This is a genomic window from Streptomyces xanthochromogenes, assembly GCF_014650455.1.
In the GTDB taxonomy this organism is placed as follows: Bacteria; Actinomycetota; Actinomycetes; order Streptomycetales; family Streptomycetaceae; genus Streptomyces; species Streptomyces xanthochromogenes.
Genome location: NZ_BMUZ01000004.1, coordinates 500,488 through 514,534, shown reverse-complemented (window position 1 = coordinate 514,534; position 14,047 = coordinate 500,488). Strand labels below are relative to the sequence as shown.

16 protein-coding genes are annotated in these 14,047 nt (G+C 70.8%); 9 read left to right on the top strand and 7 right to left on the bottom strand.

The window, feature by feature from the left end; genetic code table 11:
* Positions 1–92 precede the first annotated feature (92 nt).
* From IE267_RS13330 to IE267_RS13315, 4 genes are all read left to right on the top strand, one after another.
* Entirely contained in the window at positions 93–830 is a 738-nt protein-coding gene (locus tag IE267_RS13330) for a DNA primase (RefSeq protein WP_189763330.1), read from the top strand.
* A complete protein-coding gene (locus tag IE267_RS13325; RefSeq protein WP_229861093.1) occupies positions 823–2,013 on the top strand; it encodes an SRPBCC family protein in 1,191 nt (396 codons plus the stop codon). The genes IE267_RS13330 and IE267_RS13325 overlap by 8 nt, the downstream gene beginning before the upstream one ends.
* A gap of 140 nt (positions 2,014–2,153) precedes the next feature.
* Positions 2,154–3,197 (top strand): cation diffusion facilitator family transporter, encoded by a 1,044-nt coding sequence (locus IE267_RS13320; protein WP_189763329.1) that lies wholly within the window; start codon positions 2,154–2,156, stop codon positions 3,195–3,197.
* A 169-nt stretch (positions 3,198–3,366) separates the two neighbouring features.
* Positions 3,367–3,864 (top strand): hypothetical protein, encoded by a 498-nt coding sequence (locus tag IE267_RS13315; RefSeq protein WP_189763328.1) that lies wholly within the window; start codon positions 3,367–3,369, stop codon positions 3,862–3,864.
* A gap of 64 nt (positions 3,865–3,928) precedes the next feature.
* Here IE267_RS13315 and IE267_RS13310 read toward each other — a convergent pair whose 3' ends face one another.
* Entirely contained in the window at positions 3,929–4,276 is a 348-nt protein-coding gene (locus tag IE267_RS13310) for a PRC-barrel domain-containing protein (RefSeq protein ID WP_167162239.1), read from the bottom strand.
* 234 nt (positions 4,277–4,510) lie between these two features.
* On the opposite strand from IE267_RS13310, the gene IE267_RS13305 reads away from it, so the two are divergent.
* The gene (locus tag IE267_RS13305; RefSeq protein WP_189763327.1) at positions 4,511–5,002 is read left to right on the top strand and encodes a flavin reductase family protein; all 492 of its coding nucleotides are present in this window, start codon (positions 4,511–4,513) and stop codon (positions 5,000–5,002) included.
* A gap of 72 nt (positions 5,003–5,074) precedes the next feature.
* On the opposite strand, the gene IE267_RS13300 is transcribed toward IE267_RS13305, so the two are convergent.
* From IE267_RS13300 to IE267_RS13290, 3 genes are all read right to left on the bottom strand, one after another.
* Positions 5,075–5,662 (bottom strand): hydrolase, encoded by a 588-nt coding sequence (locus IE267_RS13300; RefSeq protein WP_189763326.1) that lies wholly within the window; start codon positions 5,660–5,662, stop codon positions 5,075–5,077.
* 121 nt (positions 5,663–5,783) lie between these two features.
* Positions 5,784–6,233: a MarR family winged helix-turn-helix transcriptional regulator gene (locus IE267_RS13295; RefSeq protein ID WP_167162235.1), complete on the bottom strand. Its 450-nt coding sequence runs from the start codon at positions 6,231–6,233 to the stop codon at positions 5,784–5,786.
* A gap of 223 nt (positions 6,234–6,456) precedes the next feature.
* Positions 6,457–6,864 carry a DUF5997 family protein gene (locus tag IE267_RS13290; RefSeq protein WP_161253407.1) on the bottom strand — a complete coding sequence of 136 codons (408 nt, stop codon included), beginning with the start codon at positions 6,862–6,864 and terminating at the stop codon, positions 6,457–6,459.
* A gap of 58 nt (positions 6,865–6,922) precedes the next feature.
* Between IE267_RS13290 and IE267_RS13285 the strand changes: the two genes are divergently transcribed.
* Positions 6,923–7,711, top strand: a complete 789-nt coding sequence (locus tag IE267_RS13285) for a LysR family substrate-binding domain-containing protein (protein ID WP_167162233.1) — start codon at positions 6,923–6,925, stop codon at positions 7,709–7,711.
* A 24-nt stretch (positions 7,712–7,735) separates the two neighbouring features.
* Here IE267_RS13285 and IE267_RS13280 read toward each other — a convergent pair whose 3' ends face one another.
* On the bottom strand, positions 7,736–8,329 hold the full coding sequence (locus IE267_RS13280; protein WP_189763325.1) for a helix-turn-helix domain-containing protein: 594 nt from the start codon (positions 8,327–8,329) through the stop codon (positions 7,736–7,738).
* An 80-nt stretch (positions 8,330–8,409) separates the two neighbouring features.
* On the opposite strand from IE267_RS13280, the gene IE267_RS13275 reads away from it, so the two are divergent.
* The 3 genes from IE267_RS13275 (at position 8,410) to IE267_RS13265 (ending at position 12,430) form a co-directional block, all read left to right on the top strand.
* Positions 8,410–9,489, top strand: a complete 1,080-nt coding sequence (locus IE267_RS13275) for an NAD(P)/FAD-dependent oxidoreductase (RefSeq protein ID WP_229861091.1) — start codon at positions 8,410–8,412, stop codon at positions 9,487–9,489.
* A 99-nt stretch (positions 9,490–9,588) separates the two neighbouring features.
* On the top strand, positions 9,589–10,692 hold the full coding sequence (locus IE267_RS13270; RefSeq protein ID WP_189763323.1) for a hypothetical protein: 1,104 nt from the start codon (positions 9,589–9,591) through the stop codon (positions 10,690–10,692).
* A gap of 91 nt (positions 10,693–10,783) precedes the next feature.
* Positions 10,784–12,430 (top strand): GMC oxidoreductase, encoded by a 1,647-nt coding sequence (locus tag IE267_RS13265; protein WP_189763322.1) that lies wholly within the window; start codon positions 10,784–10,786, stop codon positions 12,428–12,430.
* A 42-nt stretch (positions 12,431–12,472) separates the two neighbouring features.
* Here the strand turns inward: IE267_RS13265 and IE267_RS13260 are convergent, their stop codons facing one another.
* Positions 12,473–12,952: a carboxymuconolactone decarboxylase family protein gene (locus tag IE267_RS13260; RefSeq protein ID WP_167162441.1), complete on the bottom strand. Its 480-nt coding sequence runs from the start codon at positions 12,950–12,952 to the stop codon at positions 12,473–12,475.
* Positions 12,952–14,034 (bottom strand): NAD(P)H-dependent amine dehydrogenase family protein, encoded by a 1,083-nt coding sequence (locus tag IE267_RS13255; RefSeq protein ID WP_189763321.1) that lies wholly within the window; start codon positions 14,032–14,034, stop codon positions 12,952–12,954. Before IE267_RS13255 ends, IE267_RS13260 begins: the two co-directional genes overlap by 1 nt.
* Positions 14,035–14,047 lie beyond the last annotated feature (13 nt).

The window sequence follows — 14,047 nt, the reverse complement described above, 5'->3', positions numbered from 1 at the left end:
AGGGTTTGGCTCTGGCCATGTTGGCTACCCGGTGTGATGAGGCCTCCACAGGCTCCCCATCGCGAGACGGACGAGAAGAGGACAGGTCTGATATGAACAATCGGCTGGGATTGGGGCTCGCGGTAGGCGCGGGCTATCTGCTCGGGCGCACCAAGAAGGCAAAGCTCGCGTTCGGCATCGGCACACTGGTCATGGGCAAGCGCCTGCAGTTGAGCCCGCGGGCGATCGCGGACTTCGCGGCGGCCCAATTGGCCGGCAACCCCCAGTTCAAGGAGATCGGCGACCAGCTCCGCGGCGATCTGCGCGGGGTGGGCAAGGCGGCCACGGGCGCGCTGCTCAACCGGCAGATCGAGGGACTTGCCGACCGGCTGCACGACCGCACGCTGGGTGTGCAGGACCGCATATCGGGCGTTGTTCCGAACGTGACCGGCTCGGCGCGGGACGAGGAGCCGGAAGAGCCGGAAGAGCCAGAAGAGTACGAGGAGGACGACGAGCGCCCCGCGAAGTCGTCGTCCAAGTCGTCCTCCCGTTCCTCCTCTCGTTCCTCCTCCGGCAGCGACTCGGGCAGCGGCTCGGGCCGGGAGTCGGGTACGGGGTCGGCCAAATCCTCCGGGCGGCGTTCGAGCCGGAGCTCCAGCAGGGCTTCCGACTCCGACGGGGGGCCGACGAGCAAGCCCCGTTCGACCACGCGCTCTGCCGCCAAGTCGGCTTCGTCCAGGGCTACTTCGGCCACGAAGGCGACCAAGTCCGTGCAGCGCACGGCCAAGCGGGCGCCGGCGAAGAAGACGGCGAGCCGGCGCGCGGCCCAGGGCGGTGAGGACCGTGGCTGAGTCGAAGAACCCGCTGAAGGACAGCCCCGCGGTCGACCATCTGAAGTCGGAGCTCCAGAACTATCTGCTCGCCCAGGGCGAGCGGCTCCTCGTGGGCGTGGGCCACAAGCTCGGCGAGACCACGGGCAAGCTCAACGACATAGCCGAGGGCAACAGTCCCGGCTTCGCCAAGCTGGCACTCGAAGGCGGCCGCAAGATCGCCGAGGGCAAGGGCCCGGTGCGCACCGCCGTCGAACTGGGCGCCTCGCACCTGAAGGACAACGCCAAGGAGATGTTCAAGAGCCTCGGCGGCAAGCGCAAGAAGGGCGGCGGCGGGCGCAAGCCGACCGTCATCATGGAATCGGTGGACGTGGGCGTCCCCGTGCGCGAGGCGTACGACCAGTGGACCCAGCTCCAGTCGTTCGCCACCTTCGCCAAGGGCGTGAAGAGCGCGACCGTCGCCGACGACACCACGTCGGACTGGAAGGTGAAGGTCTTCTGGTCCAGCCGCAGCTGGAAGGCGCACACCACCGAACAGGTGCCGGACGCCCGCATCGTGTGGACCTCCGAGGGCGCCAAGGGCAGCGTGAAGGGCGTCGTCACCTTCCACCCGCTGGGCGAGAACATCACCCGCGTCCTGCTGGTCATGGAGTACTACTCCAAGGGCCTCTTCGAGAAGACCGGCAACATCTGGCGTGCCCAGGGCCGTCGCGCCCGCCTCGACCTCAAGAACTTCGCGCGCCACATCGCGTTGCGCGGCGAGGCCGAGGGAGGCTGGCGAGGCGAGATCAGGGACGGCGAGGTCGTCGTGAGCCACGAGGACGCCGTGGCCGAGGAGGAGCAGCGGGAGGCGGAGCAGTCCGACCGCGAGGACGACCGGGACGAGCCCACGGACGAGGTCCAGGACGAGGATCAGGACTTCGAGCGGGACGAGGACGAGGGCGAGCCGGAAGAGGACCGGAATCCGGAGCAGGAAGCGGAGCCGGATGAGGCCGACCCCGAAGCCGACCCCGAAGCCGAGCCCGAAGAGGAGTACGAGGACGAGGCGGAGGGCGACTTCGAGGGCGAGTACGAGGACGAGGAGGAACCGGAGGCGGAGTACGAGGACGAGCCGGAAGGGGAGGCCGAGGACGACCCCGAAGAGGTTTCGTCCGCGCGCAAGCGCCGCTCCTACGCGGGCGCCCGGAGCGACAGCCGCCGGTGACCGGCCGCGAGCCGCCTTGCGGGCGGAGGGCGGTCCACGACGTCCCTCCGCCCGCAAGGGGCACGTCTCCGGCATCCGAACGGCATCCGAACGCCATCTGACGGACCATCACACAGCATGCCGCTACAGGGACTTGGTGAATGAGCACAGACACGGCAGACAAGAAGGACCGTAAGACCCGCCTGACCGTCCTTGTGGCGCTCGGCGCCAACCTACTGATCGCCGCGGCCAAGGCCGCGGCCGGAGTCTTCGCCGGGTCGCCCGCGCTGCTCTCGGAGGCAGCGCACTCGGTGGCCGACAGCATGAACGAGGTCTTCCTGCTCGCGGCACTGCGCCGCAGCCGGCGCCCGGCCGACGAGCAACACCCCTTCGGTTACGGCAAGGAACGCTACTTCTGGTCCCTGCTCGCCGCCGTCGGCATCTTCGTCATGGGCGGCTGCTTCTCGTTCCTGCAGGGCATCGAGGCGCTGCGCTCGCACGAGCAGGAGTCCACCGGCGGCTACATCGCGGGCCTCTCCGTCCTCGGTGTGGCGCTCCTCGCCGAGGGCGGCTCGCTGCTGCGCGCCCTGTACCAGGTGCGCGGCCAGAGCGGCGGCATCGGCAGCGACCCGGCTCTGCGCACCGTCATCGCCGAGGACGGCACCGCGGTGCTCGGCGTGCTGCTCGCCGGTGGGGGCATGGCCCTGCACATGGTCACCGGCCAGGTCGTCTGGGAGGCCTCGGCCTCGCTCGCCATCGGTCTGCTCCTGGTGTACGTGGCGTACCGGCTCGGCAAGGACGCCCGCGAGCAGCTCATCGGCGAGGCCGTCGCTCCCGAACTGCGGGACGACATCAGGGCGTTGCTGGACCGGCAGCCCGAGATCGACAACGTGGCCAGCCTTCTGACGATGCGTCTCGGCCTCGACTCGACGCTCGTCGCCGCCCGCATCGACCTGCGGCCCGGGCTCGACAGTGAGCACCTGGAGCTGGTCTCCGAACGGATCAAGGCCGCCGTGGTGAAGGAGTGGCCGGAGGCGGACCAGGTGTTCCTCGACATCACGGAGGCGCCCGCGGACCCGCCCGGCGGGACGCATGAATCGCACGAGGCGCGCGAATCGCACGGGGCACGTGCAGGAGACGGGGTGCGTGGGGGAGACGGGGCACGGGAGACGGGCGAGCCGCACGAACCCGATGTGACGCGCTGACGAGGATGTGACGCACCCGGGTGCAGGCCGTTCGGGGTGCCCGGAATCCATCGGTGCCGTTCGGAGGATTTCCCCAGGTGATCTAGGGTCGCCGGAAAACCCGCACGGCACCCTGGAGTTCGCCTTGGAATCGGCACCCACGCCACCGGCCCCGCGGAAGGCGGGCTGCATGGTCGGTCTCTTCTGGATCGACGCGGAGAACGTCCACCTGGGCACGCCCGGCGCGACGGCGACGGCGGAGGTGCTTCTCACGCCCGAGGTGCTGCGGGTGACCGGGCCCGCCGCGGGGCAGTGGCCCTGGGGCGAGGTGACCGCCCTGACGGTGACCGGGGCGCCTGTCCGCTCGGCCGGGGTGCGATGGGCCGGCCGAGCCGCGACGGTGGCCGCGGCCGCCCTCGACCTGTGGATGCCCGGCAGCCCCGAGATGATGACGGTGGCGGTCGGCACCCGCGACGGCGCCCGCGTCGAGGTGCTCGTCCCGTCCGGCGCCGCGACCGCCTACACCCGGCGGGAGGTCGACCTCTCGCACGCGCTCCTCACCCGCTTCGTCGAGGGCACCTCCTCGCCCGCCCTCCCGAGCCGGTGGTGGGGTGCGCGGGACGTGACCGGCCTGCTGCGCTCGCGCGAGCGGGAGGCCGTACTCGAAGAGTGGCTCGCCGCCCCCTGACGCCGGTGCGGCTCGACATGCCGATGCCCGGCCGCGGTTGGCGGCCGGGCATCGTGAGGGGGCGTCAGTTGTGCGGGCGCCCGTAGTAGCCGCCGACCTGCTCGTGGTAGGCCGGGTCTCCGAGGTGCTTCTCCTTGTCGAACTCGGGGGAGTTCTTGATCTGTTCCTTGGCGCACGCGACGTAGATCTTCTTCTCGGTCGGGTCGATGCGCGTGAGGACCCCGGCCGGCAGCAGGACGGACTTGCCGAAGATCCACGGGCCGGTGTCGACGACGATGTACGAGGAGCTGACCTCCTCCGAGTACTTGTCGACCTTGCCGATGCTTCCGTCGGTCGCTTCGACCTTGTAGCCGGTGAGGTCGGTGCCCGGCTGGTACGCGGCTGCCTCGGGGTAGGCCCAGATGTTCGCCATGGTGGAACGGTCCCTTCGTATGGACGATGGGTGCGGATGCGGACGGCGGGCGCCCTTGACGCACGGCGCCGCGTCCGCGCAACGCCCGGGTGCCCCCGGCCCCCGCCCCTACACACGGCCTGCCCGCCCGAGTCGATCCTTTCGGCCGATCGGCCGCCCCGGGGCGTGCCGCGGGGTACGCGTGTGGTCGGTTGTTTGTCGGTCCACGCAGGACGAGGTGAGGAGTTGAGCGGTGTGACCGGCATGGATGAGTTCCTCGACCGCCTGGACTACCCGATGTACGTCGTGACGGCGGTGGCGGGTGAGGAGCGCGCCGGGTGCCTCGTGGGGTTCGCCTCGCAGTGCTCGATCGAACCAGTGCGCTTCATGGTGTGGTTGTCCACTGCCAACAGGACCTACCGCGTGGCGAGTTCGGCCGAATTCCTCGCCGTGCACCTGCTGGGCCGCGCCCAGCACGACCTGGCCGAGCGATTCGGTGGCCGTACGGGCGACGAGGTGGACAAGTTCGCCGGCCTCGCCTGGCGCGAGGGCCCCGCGGGCACGGCGCTGCTCGACGCGGTGCCGACGTGGTTCGTGGGGCGGGTGGAGAGCCGCGTCGAGGGCGGGGACCATGTCGGCTTCCTGCTCGCCCCGGCCGAGGCGTCGGCGGGACCCGGCGACCGGCAGCCGTTCCGGCTGAGCGACGGCGCGGACATCGACGCCGGTCACCCCGCCAAGGACACCTGAGAGCCACGGCGCCGGTGTACCCAGGGCGCCCGGGATGCGTGGCGCCCGCAGGCCCCGCCCCTGCGCGGAGCCTCAGGCGGAGCGGGTCTTGGCCAGCAGCTCGCCGATCTCGGCCGTCGTGCCGGACTCGCCGAGGCGGGGGAAGATCCGCTCGACGCTGTTGCGGTGCGCGTCCGCGTTCAGGTCCGTCATCGCGTCGGTGGCCAGGGTGACGTGGTAGCCGTGCTCGTGCGCGGCCCGGGCGGTCGACTCGACGCCGATGCTGGTGGCCACGCCGGTCAGCACGATCTGGGTGACACCTCGGCGGCGCAGCTGGAGGTCGAGGTCGGTGCCGTGGAAAGCGCCCCAGTTGCGCTTGGTGACGGTGATGTCCCCGGGGTGCCCGGCGATCTCGTCGACGATGACGTCCCAGCCCTGCGGCGGCTGCCCGCCGTGCCCGGCGTTCTCCGTACGGCCCCGGGGAGCGTCCGCGCCGTCGGGGGCGAACGAGACGCGGACCAGGACGACGGGGAGCCCGTGCGCGCGGAAGGCGTCGGCCAGTTCGGCCGAGCGGGCCACGACATCGGCGGCGGAGTACGGCTCGGTAGGGGCGGCGACGATGCCCCGCTGAAGGTCGATGACGACGAGCGCCGTGTTCTGGTCGAGCGTGGTGAGAGCCATGGTGGTGCCTTTCCTGCGTGTACGTGATTCGCTCAACTGCTCTGATTTCAGGGCCTGTTGAGGGGGTGGGGCCAGTGGTCGTGGCGGACGCCCCGGACCGGTGGCCGGTCGGCGTCCGGGATCACGGCTCGCCGAGCCGTTCGAGGAGGGCCATCGCCTCGGAGATCGTGGCGCGCTCCTCCTCGGTGTAGCGGTCCTGGAAGGCCTGGGTGAGCCACTCGGCGCGGGCCTGCCGATTTCCCTCGGCGCGCTCGCGGCCCGCCTCGGTGAGGGTGACCAACTGGCGGCGGCCGTCCCGCGGATCCTGGCTGCGCCGGATCAGGCCGTGCTGGTCGAGCGCGGCGAGAGTGGCGGCCATCGACTGGGGGCGTACGCCTTCAGTGGCCGCCAGTGCGCTGGCGGAGGCAGCTCCGCCCTTTTCGACGAGGGCGAGCGCGGACACCTGCGAGGGCGTGAGGTCCTGGGTGTCCGCGACCTCTCGCAGCCGTCGCCGCAGCCTGCTGAACGCCACCCGCAGGTCGCGTGCCGCGCGAAGGGCGGACGCGGAGATGCCGTCGGCGGTGTCTTCCATGTCGTCACCGTAAGTTCTTCAGTCCAGACTGTCCAGTTTCAGCTGAACAGGCCTGCCTGGCGGACGGCGCGGACGACGCGGACCACGCGGAAAGCGGGGCGCCGGCGACGGGCGCGAGCGCGGGCTGCCGCGGCCCCACGCACAGTGCCGCCGACCGGATGCGGGGCAAACGGGCGGCGGCACTGGGTGTACGCGGCGGTGGCGTCGGGGACGCCGGGGTGGGTCAGGAGCGGGGGCCGTCGGCCTGACGCGCTTCCTTCTCCTTGTTCTTCTCCTTGATGCGGACCGACTCCTTGCGGACCTCGGCCTGAGTGGTGCGCTCCTTCTGCAGCCACTCGGGGTTGTCCTGCTTCAGCGCGTCGATCTGCTCCGTGGTGAGGGCCTCGGTGACTCCGCCACGGGCGAGGCCCGCGATGGAGACGCCGAGCTTCGCGGCGACCACGGGCCGGGGGTGCGGGCCGGTGCGTCGCAGGTCCTGGAGCCACTGGGGCGGGTCGGCCTGCAGGGCGTTCAGTTCACTGCGCGAGACGACTCCCTCCTGGAACTCTGCGGGGGTGGCCTCAAGGTACACACCCAGCTTCTTCGCCGCGGTCGCGGGCTTCATCGTCTGGGTGGTCTGGTGCGACGTCATGGTCCCAAGAGTAGCGAGCGTGTGCGATACCGCCGACCACGACCGGTAACCTGGCGGAGTGACAGGCTCGGAAGAACCCCCATCGTTCCGGCTCGCCTATGTTCCTGGTGTGACGCCGAGCAAGTGGGTGCGGATCTGGAACGAGCGGCTGCCGGACGTCCCCCTCACCCTCAGCACGGTCTCCGCGGCCGAGGCACCCGACATGCTGCGCGGCCGGGGAGCGGACGCCGGGTTCGTACGGCTGCCGATCGACCGCACGGATCTCAGCGCGATCCCCCTCTACACCGAGACGACGGTCGTCGTGGTCCCCAAGGACCACCTCGTCGCCGCCGTCGAAGAGGTGTCCGCAGACGAGCTGGCCGACGAGATCGTGCTGCACCCCCTGGACGACACCCTGGACTGGGAGCGCCCGCCGGGCCTGCCCGCCTTCGAGCGCCCCGCCACCACCGAGGACGCCGTCGAGCTGGTGGCCGCCGGGGTGGGTCTGCTCGTCGTGCCGCAGTCGCTGGCCCGCCTGTACCACCGCAAGGACCTCACCTACCGGACGATCACGGGTGTGCCGGAGTCCCGCGTCGCCCTGTCGTGGCCGGAGGCGGAGGTCACCCCGGACCTGGTGGAGGAGTTCATCGGGATCGTCCGCGGCCGTACCGTGAACAGCACCCGTGGCCGCACGCCCACTCCGCCCAAGCCGAAGGAGAAGCGCGCCGACAAGAGCGGCGCCCCGCGCAAGCCCGCAGCGGGCAAGACCGGTGGCAAGGCGGCCAAGGCGGGCGGCAAGAACGCCCGCGGTGGTTCCGGCGCCCCGAAGAGCGCCGCCAAGCGCGGCAAGCCCCGCCGCCGCCCGTAACCCGCGGAGGTCGACCGGCCCGGCTCAGCCCTCGCTGGGCCGCGCCCGTACGTGCATGCGCTCGCCCTGCGCGCCGTACAGGGAGAGGAACTCCACCGGCCGGTCGCCCGCGTTGGCGAAGCCGTGGGGGGTGCGGGTGTCGAACTCGGCGGCTTCGCCCGCGCCGAGCACCAGGTCGCGGTCGCCCAGCGCCAGCCACAGTCGGCCCGACAGGACGTACAGCCACTCGTAGCCCTCGTGCACGTTGAGCTCGGGCCGTACGCCGTCGGGGGCCTGCCGGGGCGGCACGATCTGCTTGTAGGCGTGCAGCCCGCCCAGGTAGTGGGTCAGCGGCACGAAGGTCTGGCCGTAGCGGGTGAAGGGCTTCGGGTGGATGCGCGGGTCGCCGGTGGCGGGCGCCCCGACCAGCTCGTCGAGCTGCACCCGGTACTCACGGGCCAGTGGAAGCAGCAGCTCCAGGGTCGGCTTGCGCTGCCCCGACTCCAGGCGGGACAGGGTGCTCAGGGAGATCCCGGTCGCCTCCGCCACCTGGGTGAGCGTGCTGCCGCGCGCCTGTCGCAGGGACCGCAGGCGCGGTCCCACGCCGGTCAGTACATCGGTGACGTCGTCCTGAGCCATGCTCCTATTTGCCGTATCGGCAAGATGTTTTGTCAACCGGGCAGGTCCGGGCACACCATCGCGGCATGGAGGTGGGACACATGAACGAGCGAACGGAACACGCCATGAACAGCACACCCGGAGGTGCCCGGCCGGAGATCCACGACATCGTGGTGATCGGCGGCGGTGCCGCTGGACTGAGCGGGGCGCTCACGCTCGGCCGGGCCCGGCGTTCGGTCCTGGTGGTCGACGCGGGGGAGCCCCGCAACGCGCCGGCCGCCGCGGTCCACGCCTACCTCGGCCACGAGGGCACCGCCCCCGGTGAGCTGCTGGCCGCTGCACGAGCCGAAGTGCGCGGCTACGGAGTCGAGTTGAGGCAGGGCCATGCCATCGCCGCCCGGCGTGAGGGCGAAGCCTTCCGGGTCGACCTCGCCGACGGCACCCGCGTACAGGGTCGCCGGCTCCTGGTCACCACCGGCCTCGTCGACGAACTCCCCGATGTCCCCGGGCTCGCCGAGCTGTGGGGCACCGACGTGCTGCACTGCCCGTACTGCCACGGCTGGGAGGTGCGGGACCGGGCCGTTGGGGTGCTCGGCACCGGTCCGCTCGGGGTGCACCAGGCCCTGTTGTGGCGGCAGTGGAGCGAGGACATCACGCTCTTCGTGCACACCATGGACGAGTTGGACGAACGCGCTTGCGAGGAACTGTCCGCCCGGGGTATCGGCGTCGTGGTCGGGGAGGTCGCCTCCCTCGCGACGCGCGACGGACGTCTGACGGGCGTACGTCTCGCGGACGGCACGCTGATGGATCGTCAGGTTCTGGTCGTGGCAGGGAAGTTGACGCCCAGGGCGGGAGTCCTCTCCTCGCTCGGGATCGCGCCCACCGACCTGGAGATGGGCGGCACCGTCATCGGCGCCCACATCGCCGCCGACCCGACCGGCGCCACCGAGGTGCCCGGCGTCTGGGTGGCGGGCAACGTGGCGAGCCCGACCGACCAGGTCGTCGCGGCCGCGGCCGCCGGGGTGCGGGCCGGTGCCGCGATCAACGGCGACCTGATCGCGGAGGAGACCCGCGCGGCCGTCGCGGCCCGCCGTGCGCGGCTCGCCGGGGCGCCGTTCTCCGCCCGGTTGGAGCGCGAGGTGTGCGAGGTGGTGCTCGGCGACCGGCGGCACGGCTTGTGACAACGGGGCCTGCGGCCCGCCCGCTCCGGGGCGACGTAACCTTCCTCTGGCCGGGCGGCGGCAACATCCGCCCGGCGTACGGGAAAGGAACAAGTCCAGGTGAGAGCAGTGTTCGGCGTCCTCGGCGCCGTCCTCGTGCTCGGGATCTTCTCCTCGGTGCTGCGCACCCTGGTGATTCCGCGGCCGACCCGGTCCAGCTTCACCCGGATCGTGCAGCAGGCGGTACGGTGGCCCTTCCAGCGGGTGGCGGACCTGGCGCGCGGAGCGGAGACCAAGGACCGGGTCCTCGCGCCCGTCGCCCCACTGTCCATCGTGATCACCCTGATGGGCTGGCTGTTCTGCTTCATGGTCGGATACGGGCTGCTGGAGGCTGCGGTCAGCGGCCTCGGTCTGCGTGAGTCGCTCACCGAGTCCGGCTCCTCCCTCTTCACCCTCGGCTTCGCCGCCGGCAACCGGGCCTCCCTGAACGCCATCGACTTCTGCGCGGCGGCCACCGGGCCCATCGTCATCGGCCTCCAGATCGGCTATCTGCCCACCCTGTACGCGGCCTACCAACGCCGCGAAACCGAGGTCACGCTGCTCCAGGCACGTGCGGGCAGCCCGCCCTGGGGACCGGAGATCCTCGCCCGGTACGCCCAGGTCGACGTCGTCAACAGCGTCGGCGAGCTGTTCCGCAGCTGGGAGCGGTGGAGCGCGGAGGTCGGCGAGAGCCACACGACCTACCCCGTACTCATCCACTTCCGCTCCCCGAAGGCCACCCGCAACTGGCTGATCGCCCTCCTCGCGGTGATGGACGCGGCCGCGCTGCGCCTCGCCTTCAATCCGTCCCATCCGCAGTCCGAGGTGCGCATGGCGCTGCGCGCGGGCTTCGTCTGTCTGCGCGACATCGCCGACATGCAGGGCATCGCCTACGACGCCGACCCGCACCCCGAAGGCCCGCTCGAACTCACCTACGAGGACTTCCTCGTCGGGGTGGCCCGGATGCGGGAGCAGGGCTATCCCACCGAGCGGAGCCCCGAGGAGGCATGGCCGCACTTCCGGGGCTGGCGGGTCAACTACGAGGAGCTCGCCCAGCGTCTGGCGCGGGACATCGACGCCGTACCGGCCCCGTGGTCCGGTCCGCGCCGTACCCCGGTCGCGATCCGTACGCCGGTGACCCCGGTGGACCGCCGGCCCGCACCGCCCCCGTTCAAGAGCGCGTAACAAGCCAGAAGTTACCCCTAGGTATCTAGTGACTTATCACGCCTGCGCCAGTAGAACCTGTTCTCACTCCATCGAGAGTGAGGAATGTCACATGAGTGACACTACCATGCAACATTCGGGTTCCGAGGGTGTTTCGCGGCGCAGATTCATCGCTGGAACAGGTTCTATTCTCGGCGCTGCGGCGCTGGTGGGGCACGGCTCGTCCGCCTTCGCCGGCACCAGCGCGAGGGCCGCCGCGATCGGCGACGGCGCACGCGTCCCGGCCCTCGTGATCGGTACCGGGTACGGCGGTTCGGTCGCGGCGCTGCGCCTCGCCCAGGCCGGCGTCGACGTGCAGATGGTCGAGATGGGCATGGCCTGGGACACGCCCGGATCGGACGGCAAGATCTTCTGCAACACGACCTCGCCGGACTACCGCTCGTACTGGCTGCGGACCAAGACCAAGCAGCCCCTGAGCAACTTCTTCGGCATCCCGATCGACCGGGACATCCCCCGCTACACGGGGATTCTGGACGCCGAGGACTTCAGCGGCATCACCGTCTACCAGGGCCGGGGCGTCGGGGGCGGCTCGCTGGTCAACGGTGGCATGGCGGTCACGCCCAAGCGGGAGAACTTCGGCGCCATCCTCCCGTCGGTCAACCCCGACGAGATGTACAACACCTACTATCCGCGCGCCAACGCCGGGCTCGGCTCGGGGCTCATCGACCCGGCCTGGTTCGACACGGTGGACTGCTACCAGTTCGCCCGCGTCGGCCGCAAGCAGGCCCAGCGCTCCGGCTTCCCCTTCGTGTTCGTGCCCGACGTGTACGACTGGGACTACATGAAGCAGGAGTCGGCCGGGACGGTCCCCAAGTCGGCCGTGGCGGGCGAAATCCTGTACGGCAACAACTACGGCAAGAAGTCCCTGCAGAAGACCTATCTGGCCCAGGCCAGGTCGACCGGCCGGGTCACCATCTCCCCGCTGCACCGGGTGACTTCGGTCTCGCCCGGGTCCGGCGGCAGCTACACCGTCGTCATCGAGCAGCTCAACACCAACGGCGACGTCACCGCCACCAAGACCGTCACGGCGGACAAGGTGTTCTTCGCGGCGGGCAGCGTCGGCACCAGCAAGCTCCTCGTCAAGCTGAAGGCCACCGGCGCCCTGCCCAACCTGAACGGCGAGATCGGCCGGGGCTGGGGCGACAACGGCAACGTGATGTGCGGCCGGGCCAACTACATGTGGGACCCCACCGGCAAGGTCCAGGCGTCCATCCCGTGCGGCGGCATCGACAACTGGAACGCGGGAGGCGCGTTCGCCGAGGTGGCGCCGCTGCCCACCGGCATCGAGACGTACGCCTCGTTCTACCTGTCGATCACCAAGAACCCCAACCGCGGCACGTTCTCCTGGAACCCCACGGCCGGCCGGGTCGACCTGGACTGGCAGACGGCCTGGAAGCAGGCGTCCATCGACATGGCGAAGAGCATCTTCGACAAGATCAACGCCACCGAGGGGACGATCTACCGGACCGACCTGTTCGGCGTCTACAAGATCTGGAACGACACGCTCACCTACCACCCGCTGGGCGGTGCGGTGCTGAACAAGGCCACCGACAACTACGGGCGGCTGCAGGGGTATCCGGGCCTTTACGTCATCGACGGCTCGCTCATCCCGGGCAACACCAGCGTGAATCCGTTCGTCACCATCACGGCGCTCGCCGAACGGAACATCGAGAAGATCATCGCCGTCGACCTCAGGTGACGGCAGAACGCGGGGCCGCCCGGGACGCCGGGCGGCCCCGTTTCAGTGCGTCGGAAGGACGCACACGGAGTCGAGGCCGAGCACGTGGTTGAGCCGGCCGAACGCCAGCCACGACCCGAGGCTCATGCTCAGCTCCACGATCTCCACCTGGCTGTAGTGCGCGGTCATCCGCGCCCAGAACTCCTCGTCGAGCCCGTGGTGGTCCACCGCGTACCGCTCGGCGTACTCGGCGGCGAGCCGGGTGCGGTCGTCGAAGGCGTCGGTGGTGCGCCACTCGGCGACCGCGTCCGCGAAGCCCTCCTCGACCTTCTCGCCGTCCCGGTCGGTGCGCCAGTCCAGGCAGAACTGGCAGCCGTTGATCTGCGCGATGCGCAGCCTGGCCGCCTCGAACTCCCGCAACCCCAGGGTCGTATGGGCGTAGACGGACAGGGAGAAGTTCGCGGCGGCCATGCCGATGCCGGGGACCATGTCGCCCCACACGTACCCGATGGGCTCCTGGCCCTCGGGGATGTCGATCCTCATCATCGTTGTTTCCTTCCGAGCCTGCCGACTGCCGGGCGCAGTGGGACGTCGAGCGCGTCGTAGAGCCCGGGCTCCGCCTCGGCGAGCCAGTCGATGGCGTTCACCAGACGGCCCACCGCGGTGGCGTTGCCGCCCGCCGAGCGGTTCTCGCCCTCGTCGGTGGCCTCGACGGTGACCTCGATGTGCGGGCGCCCCTCGATCACGACGCGGTGCGCCCCGTCGCCGCCGTCGGGCGGCGCCGGCCAGTCCGGGGCGCAGGAGGGGTGGATACGGGTGATGTGCTCGATGACGATGCGCGGTTCGCCGTCGACGATGCCCTGCACCTCGAACCGGACCGCGCCCTGTGTACCCGCCTCGAAGGTGCCCATCGTGCGGGTGGCGACGGTGGCGTCGAGGGCCCGGCGTTCCAGGGTCTCGCGGATCTCTTCGAGCTCGACACCCAAGGCCCGTGCCATGAGCCGGAGTTGACCGCCCCACACCATCGTCGGGATGGACGGCGCGAGCATCAGGGGCTCGTAGTCCATCGGATGCCCCATGCCGATCAGATGGCGGACCGACTCCTCCTGGTCGTAGGTGGAGTAGTCGAAGACCTCCTGGCAGCGGATCGCGTCCACGGTGGACCCGAGGCCGCTGATCAGCAGGGGCAGCACGTCATTGCCCCAGCCCGGGTCCACCCCCGACACGAACAGGCTGCCGCCGCCCTCGGCGATGGCGTCGAGCACCGGGTCCCGGAACTCGGGCGGCGCGCTGCGGTGGTCGTAGAGCGGATACAGGGCGGGGGTGACCACCACGGCCCCGGCCCGGATCGCGCGGGTCACGTCGGCGAGCGCCTCGTCGGGCCGGATGTCGCCGGAGGCGGCGTACACCACGGCGCCTGGTCCCGAGGCGAGGACGGCCGCGATGTCATCGGTCGCGGTCACGCCCAACCGGCCTTCCGCGCCTGCCAGTTGGGCGGCGTCGCGGCCGACCTTGGCCGGGTCGTGGACGAGTACCGCGGAGAGTTCCAGTGCGGGATGGGCCTCGACGGCGCGTATCGCCGCACGCCCGACATTGCCGGTGCCCCAGACAACCGTGGAAATCATGCGCGGAGGGTAG

What these genes read in the sequence shown, in the direction of transcription:
- IE267_RS13330 (WP_189763330.1), top strand. Translation starts at nt 93, where the DNA reads ATGAACAATCGGCTGGGATTGGGGCTCGCGGTAGGCGCGGGCTATCTG.
- IE267_RS13320 (WP_189763329.1), top strand. Translation starts at nt 2,154, where the DNA reads ATGAGCACAGACACGGCAGACAAGAAGGACCGTAAGACCCGCCTGACC.
- IE267_RS13315 (WP_189763328.1), top strand. Translation starts at nt 3,367, where the DNA reads ATGGTCGGTCTCTTCTGGATCGACGCGGAGAACGTCCACCTGGGCACG.
- IE267_RS13310 (WP_167162239.1), bottom strand. Translation starts at nt 4,276, where the DNA reads ATGGCGAACATCTGGGCCTACCCCGAGGCAGCCGCGTACCAGCCGGGC.
- IE267_RS13300 (WP_189763326.1), bottom strand. Translation starts at nt 5,662, where the DNA reads ATGGCTCTCACCACGCTCGACCAGAACACGGCGCTCGTCGTCATCGAC.
- IE267_RS13295 (WP_167162235.1), bottom strand. Translation starts at nt 6,233, where the DNA reads ATGGAAGACACCGCCGACGGCATCTCCGCGTCCGCCCTTCGCGCGGCA.
- IE267_RS13290 (WP_161253407.1), bottom strand. Translation starts at nt 6,864, where the DNA reads ATGACGTCGCACCAGACCACCCAGACGATGAAGCCCGCGACCGCGGCG.
- IE267_RS13280 (WP_189763325.1), bottom strand. Translation starts at nt 8,329, where the DNA reads ATGGCTCAGGACGACGTCACCGATGTACTGACCGGCGTGGGACCGCGC.
- IE267_RS13275 (WP_229861091.1), top strand. Translation starts at nt 8,410, where the DNA reads ATGAACGAGCGAACGGAACACGCCATGAACAGCACACCCGGAGGTGCC.
- IE267_RS13265 (WP_189763322.1), top strand. Translation starts at nt 10,784, where the DNA reads ATGAGTGACACTACCATGCAACATTCGGGTTCCGAGGGTGTTTCGCGG.
- IE267_RS13260 (WP_167162441.1), bottom strand. Translation starts at nt 12,952, where the DNA reads ATGAGGATCGACATCCCCGAGGGCCAGGAGCCCATCGGGTACGTGTGG.
- IE267_RS13255 (WP_189763321.1), bottom strand. Translation starts at nt 14,034, where the DNA reads ATGATTTCCACGGTTGTCTGGGGCACCGGCAATGTCGGGCGTGCGGCG.